Below are 13966 nucleotides of genomic sequence, written 5' to 3' on the forward strand. Positions count from 1 at the left end.
GATCATCCTCTCAAACCAGCTAGGGATCGTCGCCTTGGTGAGCCATTACCTCACCAACTAGCTAATCCCACTTGGGCTAATCTTATGGCGTGAGGCCCGAAGGTCCCCCACTTTGGTCCGTAGACATCATGCGGTATTAGCAGTCGTTTCCAACTGTTGTCCCCCACCATAAGGCATATTCCCAAGCATTACTCACCCGTCCGCCGCTCGACGCCAGAGGTGCAAGCACCTCTTCGTTTCCGCTCGACTTGCATGTGTTAGGCCTGCCGCCAGCGTTCAATCTGAGCCATGATCAAACTCTTCAATTAAAAGTTTTTTCTGTCCCGAAGGACATGCTCAATGAATTCTGAATTTTGATATCTTTCGATATCGAATTGACTGTGCTGAAACAAGTAAACTTGTTTCCGTTGGTCACTCAGTTCAATTGAGACTCTAAATTTGTTTGCGTTACTTAGTAAACTAAGCTCCGCTGTTAGAACTCAATCTGTACGAGTGCCCACACAGATGATTGCTTTATATTGTTAAAGAACGTTGCGACGTTGTCGCTAGGGATGCGTATAATACATCCTTAATTTTTCGAGTCAACACTTAATTTTAAACTTTCTATTTAGACCGTTTTAAACCGAAGTTTTACTTAACTCTGTGTCACTTTGTTCAGCGCTTTTCATTGCTGCCCGCCGTGTCAGTGGATGCGCATTATAGGGATGCGAAGAATTAACGCAAGCACTTTTTGTAGAAAACTACTAAAAACTTACCTTTCGCGCAAAAAACAAGCTAAAGGCAGTAAAAAACACAGTTTACTGTACAAAATACAGCCAACTTTTCTCGAGAGGATCTTAAGTATTATCGAAATTAGGTAATACGCAAGTTTTTAAATAAAAAAAGCGCCACAATCTTAGTGGCGCTTTTATCAATCAACTCTGAATTAGTACAAGATACTATATAACTTACGACGATACTTAGATGCCAAGGCATCGCCATCAGGTAAAGAAGCGATAATTTCTAGATAGGTTGGTTTTGCATCTGCGTAGTTAAGATCTTTTTTAAGTACATTAAATAGCATCTCTAAAGCCTCTTCTTTACGACCCGCGCTATTAAGAGCATTACTTAGTTCTACTTTTATCTCTAAATCATTTGGGTATTTTTCAACTTTATCCTGCAGCGCTTTTATCTCTGGTGAATCTGTTGCAGCTAATGCTTGTTCACATTTTGCTTGAATATTTGTGAAATACGCGTCACGTTCATTTTCTGCAACCGAATCTAATAATGCTTGCGCATCCTCTAATTTATGAATTTGAATACAGATATCAGCTAAAACTAACTTTACACGTGTATGGTTTGGATCAAGCTCATAAGCCTGCTTTGCATAGTTAAAGGCATTATTTAGATCTTGATTAATTAACGCTTGCTTAGCTTGCTCTAGTAATAATTCGTGTTGAGCTGGTAAATGTTTGGCTAGCGCATCGCGAATTTGCTGCTCTGTTTGAGCACCAGGTAACATATCCACAGGCGCTGAATCTTTTAACATCACAAGCGTAGGTAATGCTTGTAAACCAATTTGCTGCGCAAGTTGCCCAGCAAGGGCTTGCTCAACATCACAATCTAATGTCGCTACTAATAAATGCTCACCATACTCATTTGCTATTTTCTCTAAAATTGCAGCTTGCTGATGACACTCTGGGTTTTGCGCAGAGTAAAAAGTAAGTAGCACTAGCTTTTCAGCGGACGTTTCACCCAGTGCTTGCTGCAAATTTTGCTGGGTAAGTTTTATCATATTATTCATTTGATCGATTGCACTATATAAGTATTTAGGTTTTTATATAGTGGCAAACATAACAATTACAAGCCCCACGGGTCGAGGTCATTATGAAATTATCTGCTATTTCTGCAGCTTTATTACTTCTTAGTCCATTCGCACAAGCAACAACGCTCGATTTAAATCTCAAAAAAACTATGCCTGAGATTGAAAAGCTTTATTTAGATTTACATCAATCTCCCGAGCTGTCTTACCACGAAAAAGAAACTGGTCAAAAGCTAGCAAAGCAATTAAAACAACTGGGCTTTACTGTTACAGATAATGTAGGTGGTTATGGCGTTGTTGGTATTTATGAAAACGGTGATGGCCCTACAGTAATGATCCGCACTGATACTGATGGATTACCAATTGTTGAGCAAACTGGAAAACCTTACGCCTCTAAAGTGACTGTAACAAATGATGCTGGTGCAACCGTTGGCGTAATGCATGGTTGTGGTCATGATATTCACATGAGTTCATTTATTGGCACAGCACAACAGTTAATGACACATAAAGATCAGTGGCAAGGTACGCTAATGATGGTCGCACAACCTGCTGAGGAAGTGGGCGGTGGTGCAAAAGCAATGCTTAAAGAAGGGCTTTTTACTAAGTACCCTACTCCAGACCATGTTATTGGTTTACATGTAAGTGCGAGTGTTCCTGCTGGTAAAGTTAGCATGAAAACTGAGTATACGATGGCAAGTGTTGACTCTGTTGATATTACTGTAAAGGGTAAAGGCGGTCACGGTGCCTATCCACATACAACAATAGACCCTGTTGTGATTTCTTCACGTATTGTATTGGCACTGCAAACTATTACTAGTCGCGAATTGTCACCACTAGAACCTTCTGTGATTACCGTTGGCTCAATTCATGGTGGCTCTAAACACAATGTCATTTCTGATGAAGTAAAACTACAACTTACATTGCGTAGTTACAACCCTGAAGTACGTTTGCAACAAATCGCAGCGATTAAACGAATTTCTAAAGGTATTGCATTAAGTGCAGGACTTGATGAAAGCTTAGCACCTGAAGTATATGTGCATGAAGATGAGTCAATTCCCTCGACTTACAATAACCCTGCACAAACCAATGTAGTGCGTTCAGCAATTGCTAATGCTATTGGTGAAGACAATGTACTTGAAACTGAAGCTGTCATGGCTGGTGAAGACTTTGGCCTTTATGGTCGTACAGAGCAGCACGTGCCAATTACTTTGTTTTGGCTAGGCGGTGTTGAACCGAGTCAATATGATGCAGCAATGCAATCTGGCGCAACATTACCTTCTTTACACTCAAGTAAGTTTGCACCTGATTACAAAAAGGCGCTTCCTACTGGGATTACAGCGATGAGTAATGCTGCGGTTGCCCTATTCAACAAAAAATAGTTTAGGCTGACTTAGCTCTGGGCTTAGCTTTTCTTTTAAAACGTCGCTTTTGCGGCGTTTTTGGTAACTGGGCAAAGACTTGGCTGTCGCACTGCTTAGCTTGCTCAACTAAAGCATGTAACTCTGCCAACAATGGCGTTAAAAATTGCTGATAACTCATATGTTGCTCAGCTATATTCCCTAACGATGCTTCCCACTTAGCTGTTAAGTCAGGGCTAGCAAGCTGCTCTGGTAATGTACTTATGAGAGCTTTGCCTGTTGCGGTAGCTAGAATGTTTTTACCCTGACGCTCTAAAAAGCGGCGTTTAAATAAAAGCTCAAGAATACCAGCCCGTGTAGCCTCAGTGCCTAAGCCATCAGTTTCTTTGAGGATCTTTTTAATTTCTGGGTCTTTCACATAGCGGCTGATGCCTGTCATAGCACTCAATAAGGTAGCATCAGTAAAATGCGCTGGCGGTGTCGTCATTTTGTCTACCACTTCACCTTGATTGCAATGTAGCGGCTGACCTTTTTCAAGTGGCGGTAAGGTTTGCTCATCTTTTAACTCTGTTTTGCCCATTAATGTTTTAAAGCCTAAGCTAACATCTTGCTTAGCAGCTGCTTTAAAAAGCCCACCCGCAATTTCAACCGTTACTTTGGTCTCGTTAAAAACATAGTCTGGATAAAACTGGATTAAATAATGACGACAGACCAAGCGATAGATTTTTTGTTCATCGCTATTTAATGATGCTGAGCGAAGCTGTTTTTCGGTAGGAACAATAGCGTGGTGAGCTGCAACCTTGTTGTCATTAAAACATTTACTCCGCTTACTGGTATCAGCTTGTTTGCAAGCTTCACTTGCTTGACCTTCATTATTGACGATAGCAGCAATAATCCTCGCGGCATCTTTATGATGCTCTTTTGGTAAATAGCGGTTATCTGAACGAGGATACGTAATTAACTTATGGCGCTCATACAAGCTTTGACAGGTATCTAATACTTTTTGTGCAGGCATAGAAAACGCTTTTGCCGCATCAATTTGCAAAGCAGATAAGTTATAAGGCAGTGGCGCTTGTTGCTTTTTTTGCTTTTGATCAAGCTCAACCACTTTAGCCGGTTGATTAGTTATGCGTGACACAACATTTTCAGCAAGCCCTCTATGCAATACTCGCCCTTCTTCATCTTGATAAGGTTCACATGCTTTACTTGGCTGCCACTTTGCAGAAAATGCTTGCTGCTGCTGAGTTTCAAGATGAGCTAATACTTCATAAAAAGGTTTTGCTACAAAGTTAGCGATTTCATTATCACGATTTACAACTAGACCTAAAATAGGAGTTTGAACACGCCCAACAGATAACACATTACCAAATCCAGCTTTTTGCCCAGCAAGCGTATAAGCGCGAGTTAAATTCATGCCAAATAGCCAATCTGCACGTGAGCGAGCTAAAGCAGATACACTCAATGGAATAAAATCGCGATTCGACTTTAAATTATTCAGCGCTTTTTTAACTGCACTTAAGTTTAAGTCGCTGATCAAGAGTCGTTGAATTTGCTGTTTTTTAGCTTGGCTAAGTTTAACCTGTTCGATCACTTCATCAACCAATAGCTGGCCTTCGCGATCAGGGTCACCGGCATGAACAATTATATTTGCCTGCTTGATTAGCTTTTTTAATACAGTGAGTTGTTTACGTGTTTTTGATTTAGGTTTTAATTGCCATTGTTCAGGCACGATAGGTAAATGTTCAAACCGCCACTTTTTAAAACTTGCATCGTAGTCATCAGGTTCTGCTTGTTCAAGCAAATGACCAATACACCATGAGACACAATCACCATTACCTAGCTCTATATAGCCATCATGCTTTTTTTGTGGTTTTGGCAGAGCATCTGCAATGGCTCGCGCCAAGGATGGTTTTTCGGCAATGTAAAGTTTCATAACGCAACACTAAATACTGTTTTTATAACCAGTAGTCTAGCACAGGATTTTTAACGAAGAAACGCCTTAAGCTTGCTGGCTTCGTCGAGTAAAGAGGTAGATAAGCGGTAGGTAACATACGACCACAGTACCAATATTGATTAGCGGTAGCAGGGTCTTGTACATGTAGGTGCTGTAAGACAAATCCCAAAGGTGGCGGTCAACTAAACGGAACAACTGTAAAATGGGCGCCATTATCACAACCAACTGCCCTAAAACACTTTGCCATAAGTAGACTTTATCTTTAATACCTAAGTAAGCAATGATTGCCATCCAAGCAATATCATTAAAAGCCCAAACGACATAGCGCCAGATATAGATATCATCAAACTCTCTTAAAGCAGAATAAATAAGAGTTCCATAAAGGAAAAAAGCAGCAGTAATGATAGAGAAATAAAAAGCGGGCCAATCTTTACGAAGGTAAAAAATAATAATAGCCGGGCTCAAAATGAACACCCAGCTATTGCTTAATATAACTCTAATTTCTACAAACCAATCAGGCAAAATGCAGTGCCTTAATCAGTTTTATCGTCATCACCGCCATCACCATTGCCTGGCATATAGCTATATTTATCAACTTTTTTCATTTTTATACTCCATTACATGTGTTAATGAAGTTTCACTTTAATTGATTTATTGCCTTACATCAATAGGGTCAGACTCGTGTGCTTTACCTTGCATAATAGAGATTTCAACACGGCGATTACGCTTGCGATCTTCATCGGTCACATTCGGTACAAGGGGCCTTGTTTCTGCGTGACCTACCACCATCATACGAGATTTATCAAAACCGGGCGCTTTTTCCATTTCACTGGCAACTGCCACCGCACGTTTTGATGATAAATCCCAATTATTTGTATAAAGCTCATTCGATACTTGGAAGTCATCAGTGTGCCCTGACACGGTTATTTCACCCGGCACATCTTTTAACAGCGTAGCAATATCACGAATAATAGGTTTAAATTTTGGCTGTAAAAAAGCACTACCCGATGGGAATGAACCATTCTCACGAATGCGAATAATAATTTGCTGGCCTAATGACTCGAGCTCAATCGCACCATCCATAATTTGCTGTTCTAGTTGCTGAGCAATTTTCTTCACAAGTTCATTTGTTTGTTCTTGATCAGCTGCTGAAATTGACTGTTCTAAAGCTTGTTGTTGAGCCGTACTTTGCGATTCACCACCACGTTTATTACCGCGCTGTTCTTGACGACCACCGGCAGAGCTTTCATCACCAGCCTGAAACTCAAGCATTTGTTGCGTCATTTCTACGGTTTGTTGTTGAATCGTTTCAATAGGAGTGGGTTCAGGTTTACCCGGAGTGAACTCCATGGCAATGACCGAGGTTCCCTTTGGAATATCTTTTACTTCAATTTTATTTTGTACACCGAAAGCAAACTTCATAGAACCGGCAATTTGCTTAAACTTCAGTACGTCCATTTCTGAGAAAGCAAGCAAGAGTACAAAGAAGCACATTAATAATGACATTAAATCTGCGAAGGTTCCCATCCAGGCGGGTAAACCCGGTGGTGGACATTTGCACTCTTCATCTGACATGCCCTACTCCTCGGTATCAACTTTACGTTTTGATTCAGCTAAGTAGTTTTTCAAGATACCTTCAATTACTTTCGGGTTTTGACCATCTTGAATACCTAGTACCGCGTCGAGAATTAAGCGTTGATTAAGCGCTTCCTCGTCTTTACGTAGCTCTAGTTTTACCTGAATTGGAATAGCAACAACGTTTGCTAAGAACGCACCATAAAGAGTAGTTAAAAGTGCAACCGCCATTGCAGGGCCGATTGCTTTCGGGTCATCCATATTTGATAACATAGCAACCAGACCGATTAGCGTACCGATCATACCCATTGCAGGAGCGATATCGGCAAGTGATTTGAATAATCCAGCCCCTATTTCATGACGGTTAGCAGTAAGAGAAATATCTTTTTGCAGTGTGGCACGAACAACATCAGCATCATGACCATCCACTAACATATCGACCCCTTTACGCATAAAACCGTTGGGGATTTCGGCTTCTTCTAATGCTAAGAAACCACCTTTACGTGCTGAATCAGCTAATTCTACTGCTTTTTCAATTAACTCTTCTGGAGATTCGATTTTGAACATAAAGGCTTTTGCAGCAACTTTACCTATGCCCAAAAATTGCCCCATAGTGAAATTCGATAATACGATAAAAATCGAACCACCAAATACAATGACCACCGAAGGCGTGTTGTAAAACATTGCAACTTGGCCGTCACTACTTAACACCATCGACATAGCAATTAAGCCTATGGCACCAAGAATACCTATTATGGTTGCTAAATCCACATACCCCTCCAGAGGAACAATTACACGACACCCTCAGGTATCAAATTTTTATTATTAACTGCTTATCGGCAAGCAGTTGAAATACTTAAATCATTAAATGAATTAATTTTATTTTAATGTAAGATTTTTAAGCTACAAGTTTAAGCTGTATCTAAAACCGTAAAAATAGCATATTGAAAATGGATTATGCGTAAAAAAACACATCATTCTTTGACCTAGTTTAGCATTCCCCCTAAAATTGGCCTCACTTTCTAACAGCTATCGAGGCCACAATGGCAACAAAGAAACCAGAAAACTTAAGCTTTGAAGAAGCGCTGGATGAATTATCTCAAATTGTTGCACAAATGGAGCAAGGTGAATTGTCACTAGAACAATCGCTAAAACAATTTGAACGCGGCATTGCACTGGCGAATGCTTCGTCTGGTAAGTTACAGCAAGCCGAACAAAAGGTTGCCATTTTAATGGGTAACGATAGCCAAGCTCCTCTTAGTAATTTTGATTCAAACTTGGACTAATTAAGTGCAATTAAAAGAACAACTACAACGCGCTCGTGAAGACGTTGAAGCACATTTAAATCGCTATTTCGAACTACCACTTAATACCGAAAAAACTATCAAAGAAGCCACCCATTACGGTGTTTTAAATGGTGGTAAGCGCTTACGTCCATACCTTGTATACGCAACAGGTCGAATGATGGGCGCAGACAAGGCCGATCTTGATATTCTTGCTGCCGCTATTGAGTGTATTCATAGCTACTCTTTAGTCCATGATGACTTACCAGCCATGGATGATGATGACTTAAGACGTGGCCGCCCTACCTGTCATATTGTTTATGGCGAAGCGCAAGCCATACTCGCGGGCGATGCATTACAAACGCTGGCATTTGATTTAATTGCCAACCATCAATTTGCCGTTCCTGCGAGCCAGCAAGTAAAAATGATTGCCTCATTAAGCAAAGCCTCAGGTATTGAAGGTATGGTAGGTGGGCAAGCACTGGATATTGAAGCGACCGATAAAGAAATTTCAGTTGCGCAGTTAGAGCGCATTCATCAGCTAAAAACGGGCGCCTTGCTTAATTGTGCTATTACACTCGGTGCATTGAGTGCAAAAAGCTGTGATGAACATACTCTCGCGCAATTAAACCTATTTGGCCAAGCAATAGGGCTAGCTTTTCAGGTACAAGACGATATCCTTGATGTAGAAGCTGATACTGAAACATTAGGTAAGCCACAAGGCTCAGATATTGCGGCTAATAAAGCAACTTACCCTGCTTTATTAGGTATGGCTGGTGCAAAGCAAAAAGCACAAGATTTACTAGCTCAAGCTCATCAAGCTCTTGAGGCAATTGATTACGACACCAGCGAACTGGCGAGCCTTGCTAGCTATATCGTTGAACGTAATTATTAATGCCTAAAAAAGAAAGACAAAATAACTAAAAAATCAGAGCAGCAATGGGCTATAATGCACTCTGGTTAGCGAAGGATGTATAAAAAATCATGACACTTGATAGTAGCAAGTATCCATTATTAAGTTTGGTTGACGAACCAGCACAGCTGCGTGATTTAGCGCAAGACAAGTTACCTGCGTTTAGTAAAGAGTTACGCGAATACCTACTTAATTCAGTTTCGCAAAGTAGTGGTCATCTAGCATCAGGTTTAGGCACTGTTGAGTTAACCGTTGCGCTGCATTATGTTTATAACACTCCTGAAGATCGTTTAGTATGGGATGTGGGTCATCAAGCATACCCGCACAAAATCTTAACGGGTCGTCGTGACCAAATGCATACTATTCGTCAAAAAGACGGTTTGCACCCTTTCCCATTCCGTGAAGAAAGCCCGTACGATACTTTTAGTGTTGGCCATTCGAGCACCTCTATTTCGGCTGCCTTAGGTATGGCCATTGCTGCCGAAAAAGAAGGTAAAGATCGTAAAACTGTTGCTGTTATTGGCGATGGTGCGATCACTGCTGGTATGGCATTTGAAGCGATGAACCACATGGGTGATGTTAACCCTAACGTGTTAATTATCTTAAACGATAATGAAATGTCGATTTCAGAAAACGTAGGTGCACTAAACAATCACTTTGCCCGTATTTTGTCTGGTAGCTTCTACACCAATATTCGTGAAGGCAGTAAAAAGCTTCTTTCTGGTTTACCGCCAGTGAAAGAACTTGCCAGCCGAATGGAAGAACATTTAAAAGGTATGGTCATTCCGGGCACTTTCTTTGAAGAGTTAGGCCTTAATTACATCGGCCCAATTGATGGTCATGATGTTAATATGATGGTAGATACCTTACGTAATATGCGTAACCTTAAAGGCCCGCAATTACTACATATTAAAACGCAAAAAGGTAAAGGTTATAAGCCTGCCGAAGCGGATCCAATTGGTTACCATGGCGTACCAAAATTTGATCCGAGCATGTCAAAATTACCAAAATCTAAACCTGGCGCTGCCACATTCTCAAATGTGTTTGGTGACTGGTTATGCGATATGGCAGCCCAAGACGACAAGCTAATGGCAATTACCCCTGCGATGCGTGAAGGCTCAGGCATGGTACGTTTTTCTAAAGAGTACCCAGCGCAATACTTTGATGTAGCAATTGCTGAGCAACATGCTGTAACGCTTGCAGCTGGCCTTGCTTGTGAAGGGTTGAAGCCTGTTGTTGCTATTTATTCAAGCTTTTTACAACGTGCGTACGACCAACTTATCCACGATGTAGCATTACAAAACTTACCTGTTTTATTCGCTATTGACCGTGCTGGTATTGTTGGTGCTGATGGTGAAACTCACCAAGGCGCCTATGACTTAAGCTTTATGCGCTGTATTCCTAATATGATCATCATGGCGCCTAGCGACACTAACGAGTGCCGCCAAATGCTTTACACTGGCTACCAATGCAATCAACCTGTTGCTGTTCGTTACCCACGTGGTAGTGCCGGCACTTGTGAAGTTGAATCGACTATGAGCGCGGTTGAAATCGGTAAAGCGCGTAGTATCAAACAAGGTAATAAAGTGGCCATCTTGTCGTTTGGTACGCTGCTAGAGAACGCCAAGGTAGCTGCAGAAGAGCTTAACGCAACAGTTATTGATATGCGCTTTATTAAGCCTCTTGATACTGACGCTATCAGTGAATTACTCGGCAGCCATGATGTCATTGTTACCCTAGAAGACAACGCCATTGCTGGCGGTGCAGGTTCTGCTGTGAATGAATATTTAGCTGCAATCAAAGCCGATGTGACTATCTTAAACTTAGGTATTCCAGATGAGTTCATTAAGCATGGTACGCAAGATGAAATGCACGCCGAAATGGGCCTAGATGCAAGTGGTATCTTAACTAGCATCAAAGAGTTCATGGCTTAAGCCAAACAGCATTCACTAAAAAGGAGCCTTAAGGCTCCTTTTTTAATCGCTAGCGCATCCAAATTTTAATATCGGCTAAACCATTAGCTTGTAGTGCACTAAGCTGCTGATCAACATTGTGGCTTTGTTCGAACTCAAAGGCATCTAATTGCTCGTCAAAGGTGATGTTTGCTACACCATCACCACCGCGCTTTTTAACTTGATGCAGGGCGATATCGGCAAGGTTAACTGAAGTTTCCCAACCAATAACTTGGCCACCCAATAAAGGTAATGGATAGAAAGACCAGCCAACCGAAGCTGTAATCGTGGTCGATTCTCCATTCGGTAATCTAAATGGGTTTGCTGCAATTGCTTCACATAAATCGGCCACATAATTGTCTATCGCTGTGCGTTTGAAATCACGTAGTAAGAGTAAAAACTCATCACCACTCCAACGTGCAACATAGTCAGAACCTTGAGTACGGCTATTCAATAAAGTCGCCATTTGCTGTAAGCAGCTATCGCCAGCGAGCGGGCCATATGCATCATTAATGCGACTAAAGTTATCAAAGTTAATTATCAATAGAACGAGCGACTTACCCTGCGCTTGCAATGACTGCGAGTTTCGCTGGAAGTGTTCGATATCTTTAGGGAGCTGATCAAACAAGAAGCGTCGGCTACGAAGACCTGTAAGCTCATCTGAGTGACTTACTAGCTTAAGCTGTGAGTTCACTTGGTTAAGCTTATCGTTAGCTTCTCGAAGCTCTACGGTACGTTCTGTTACTAAGCTTTCAAGGGCTAATTGCTTACGTTTCTCTTGCGCTCTAAATACCCAAAACACAAGGTAGAACAGTAAAATAAAGCTACTGGTGATCAATAGTCTAAAATAAATAGTCTCATCAAAACGGCGCGGCACTACAAAGCTGTACTCAGTACGACGTGCTTTTTGCCAATCTTCACCACGGCGTTTTGCTTCAAGTTGGAATAAAAACGACCCCGGTGGTAAGTTGGTATAGATTGCCTCACGACGAGTATTGGCATAACGCCAGTCACTGTCTAAGCCACTTAAACGGTAACGGAACTCAATACTTGAAGGAGCATAATAATCAATCGCGGTATATTTTAACGTTACATCGCGTTCATCAATTTGTAGCTCTGGTTTATCGCCTAAAGTTGCGGTACTTAAATGACGAAGCGGCGTGATCAAGCTCTCAATACGAGGCTTAAGTGCTTGTACACCAAAAAGCTCAACGCTCTTTGGTATTTCTACCACACCTTGTAGGCTTGGATACCAAATAGAGTTACCTGTATCTGCTACAGCGTCATGACCCAGACCAGCACAACACTGACTTGCCTTACCATCAAGTTGGCGGTCGAACGATGAGATCACTTGTTCTACTTTTAAGCTCTCGATATCAGTACCAAACTGTTCGACTGGCATGCGGTATACACCTTTCATGGTACTGACCCAGATACGTTTTAATTGCTTGTCGTAAACAAGACTAAAAATAGAGCCATACGGCAGACCATCGGTTGCATCTAACTGACGCCACTGGCCTTTGGTACTGCGATAAAATAAACCATCGTTAAGTGAGCCAATTAATATCCCCACCCCTTCAATATTCAAAATACTGGTAACGTAGGCACTTTCTAAGCTGGTTTGGTCGCCAATTTTTTCAATACCACGGTCGGTAAAGTAATAAGCCCCTTTACTGGTGCCAATTAAGCCAAAGTTTTGCTCATCCAGAACATAGGTAATAAATTTACTGCTTAAGAATGCATTGTATGCAAAGGGTGTTAAACCACCGTAGCTTAAGCGGTACATACCACGGCCAGTACCTAGCCAAAAACCGCCTTTGCTAGAACGGCTTATTGCGAATACTGGGTTATCGCGCAGTGCTCGCCCCGGCACCGTATACAAGTTTTGGTTTTCGTAATAAAACACACCGCGGCCTGTTGCTATGTACAAACGATCACCGTCAAACTGTAAGTCGTGCACTGCTGCTCGACCAAACTGATTACTCGGAATTTGATTTACAAAATTCTTGTTGTAATCGAAGTAGCCAACACCGCTGCGGTTAGCCACCCATAATTTGCCATCAGGTGCTTGGCTAATCGCCATCACCGCTTCGGTCATATTTGAGATAGCTGAGTGACGCTCAATACGTCCTTCGTGAGCAAGCCATAAGCCTTCACTGAAGCTTGCCAGCCAAATATTATTTTGATTGTCACGGAAAATATCGGCAAACCAAATGCTTTGATCGAGCTGGCTTGGCTCAACCCATTGCCAATCCCCTGAGTTGTCACGAAATAACAGTCGGCCATAGGTCGAGATCCATAGCGCCCCATCTGAGTCGCTCATAAACTTATAAACGGCAGAGTTACTGGCATTTGGCAGTGGAAATGGGCGCAGCTCGTCATCTAAATCAAGAAAGTAAGCACCCAGCTCTGAAGCAAGGTATAAGTTCCCTTCAAGCCAAGCCATGTCATGAATAATGGTTTGTGCTAATCGTTCAGGTAATGAAACTTTGGCAGTCAGCTCTAATCGTAATTTAGCAAAGTCAGAAGAGGTATTGGTTAAACGCAATAAGTGACGCTCATTAACCAGCCAAATGCCTTCTGGCGACAACGCCATTTGGCTCACTGAACCCACAATTTGCGTAATTGCTGTGGCATTAGATACCGGCACGATTAATGCGGAGTTTTGGTTTAGTGTGACTTGGTTTCGAGCAACGTAATAAAGGCCATTCGCTGCAATCCAAATACTGCCTTTGGAATCTTCAAGAATATCGCGAACCGGACCTTTTACGTTAAAGGTTTGCGACATCATGGTTTTAGGATCAAGTGTTACCAAGCCATTTTTGGTACCAACCCAAAGTAACCCAGTACTATCAACTAATAGTTTATTAATACCATTACTTGGCAGGAAATCGCTGTTTTGCGTATTGAAGTTAGTGAAGGTGTTACCATCAAAGCGACTTAAGCCAAACTGAGTGCCCAGCCACATATAGCCTTGCTCATCTTGAGCAATACTTTTTAAAGATTGCGATGGCAAGCCATTTTGGATGTTCCACTGTTTGACGACATAGTCAGTAATAGATGCAAACGCAGGCGTGCTGCAAAGCATCAACAAACAGACAACTAGAAATCGCATCATATACTTGCCACC

10 protein-coding genes and 1 rRNA gene are annotated in these 13966 nt (G+C 41.7%); 4 read left to right on the forward strand and 7 right to left on the reverse strand.

Annotated elements, in window-relative coordinates:
- Positions 1-308 (reverse strand): 16S ribosomal RNA (locus MTF66_RS27040); the annotation flags it as partial.
- Positions 309-925: 617 nt separating this feature from the next.
- Positions 926-1783 carry a tetratricopeptide repeat protein gene (locus tag MTF66_RS27045; protein ID WP_248529169.1) on the reverse strand — a complete coding sequence of 286 codons (858 nt, stop codon included), beginning with the start codon at positions 1781-1783 and terminating at the stop codon, positions 926-928.
- An 83-nt stretch (positions 1784-1866) separates the two neighbouring features.
- Here MTF66_RS27045 and MTF66_RS27050 point away from each other — a divergent pair, with 83 nt between their 5' ends.
- On the forward strand, positions 1867-3180 hold the full coding sequence (locus MTF66_RS27050; RefSeq protein ID WP_248529171.1) for a M20 family metallopeptidase: 1314 nt from the start codon (positions 1867-1869) through the stop codon (positions 3178-3180).
- Position 3181: 1 nt separating this feature from the next.
- Here the strand turns inward: MTF66_RS27050 and MTF66_RS27055 are convergent, their stop codons facing one another.
- From MTF66_RS27055 to pomA, 4 genes are all read right to left on the reverse strand, one after another.
- Positions 3182-5092 (reverse strand): DNA topoisomerase III, encoded by a 1911-nt coding sequence (locus MTF66_RS27055; protein WP_248529173.1) that lies wholly within the window; start codon positions 5090-5092, stop codon positions 3182-3184.
- Between the two features lie 66 nt (positions 5093-5158).
- Positions 5159-5635, reverse strand: a complete 477-nt coding sequence (locus MTF66_RS27060) for a hypothetical protein (protein ID WP_054562655.1) — start codon at positions 5633-5635, stop codon at positions 5159-5161.
- A 129-nt stretch (positions 5636-5764) separates the two neighbouring features.
- The gene (locus tag MTF66_RS27065; protein ID WP_058586203.1) at positions 5765-6688 is read right to left on the reverse strand and encodes a flagellar motor protein MotB; all 924 of its coding nucleotides are present in this window, start codon (positions 6686-6688) and stop codon (positions 5765-5767) included.
- A gap of 3 nt (positions 6689-6691) precedes the next feature.
- A complete protein-coding gene (gene pomA, locus MTF66_RS27070) occupies positions 6692-7459 on the reverse strand; it encodes a flagellar motor protein PomA (protein WP_175083277.1) in 768 nt (255 codons plus the stop codon).
- Positions 7460-7731: 272 nt separating this feature from the next.
- Here pomA and xseB point away from each other — a divergent pair, with 272 nt between their 5' ends.
- The 3 genes from xseB (at position 7732) to dxs (ending at position 10818) form a co-directional block, all read left to right on the forward strand.
- Positions 7732-7974 (forward strand): exodeoxyribonuclease VII small subunit, encoded by a 243-nt coding sequence (gene xseB / locus MTF66_RS27075; RefSeq protein WP_054552565.1) that lies wholly within the window; start codon positions 7732-7734, stop codon positions 7972-7974.
- A gap of 4 nt (positions 7975-7978) precedes the next feature.
- Positions 7979-8866, forward strand: a complete 888-nt coding sequence (ispA, locus tag MTF66_RS27080; RefSeq protein WP_058586204.1) for a (2E,6E)-farnesyl diphosphate synthase — start codon at positions 7979-7981, stop codon at positions 8864-8866.
- Between the two features lie 89 nt (positions 8867-8955).
- Positions 8956-10818, forward strand: a complete 1863-nt coding sequence (gene dxs / locus MTF66_RS27085; protein WP_248529175.1) for a 1-deoxy-D-xylulose-5-phosphate synthase — start codon at positions 8956-8958, stop codon at positions 10816-10818.
- Positions 10819-10867: 49 nt separating this feature from the next.
- Here dxs and MTF66_RS27090 read toward each other — a convergent pair whose 3' ends face one another.
- Positions 10868-13954: a ligand-binding sensor domain-containing diguanylate cyclase gene (locus MTF66_RS27090; protein ID WP_248529177.1), complete on the reverse strand. Its 3087-nt coding sequence runs from the start codon at positions 13952-13954 to the stop codon at positions 10868-10870.
- Positions 13955-13966 lie beyond the last annotated feature (12 nt).

Source organism: Pseudoalteromonas sp. 2CM39R (assembly GCF_023161845.1).

Excerpts from the sequence above, each read along its gene's own strand:
- dxs (WP_248529175.1), top strand. The coding sequence starts at position 8,956 with ATGACACTTGATAGTAGCAAGTATCCATTATTAAGTTTGGTTGACGAA.
- xseB (WP_054552565.1), top strand. The coding sequence starts at position 7,732 with ATGGCAACAAAGAAACCAGAAAACTTAAGCTTTGAAGAAGCGCTGGAT.
- MTF66_RS27065 (WP_058586203.1), bottom strand. The coding sequence starts at position 6,688 with ATGTCAGATGAAGAGTGCAAATGTCCACCACCGGGTTTACCCGCCTGG.
- MTF66_RS27050 (WP_248529171.1), top strand. The coding sequence starts at position 1,867 with ATGAAATTATCTGCTATTTCTGCAGCTTTATTACTTCTTAGTCCATTC.
- MTF66_RS27045 (WP_248529169.1), bottom strand. The coding sequence starts at position 1,783 with ATGAATAATATGATAAAACTTACCCAGCAAAATTTGCAGCAAGCACTG.
- MTF66_RS27055 (WP_248529173.1), bottom strand. The coding sequence starts at position 5,092 with ATGAAACTTTACATTGCCGAAAAACCATCCTTGGCGCGAGCCATTGCA.
- MTF66_RS27090 (WP_248529177.1), bottom strand. The coding sequence starts at position 13,954 with ATGATGCGATTTCTAGTTGTCTGTTTGTTGATGCTTTGCAGCACGCCT.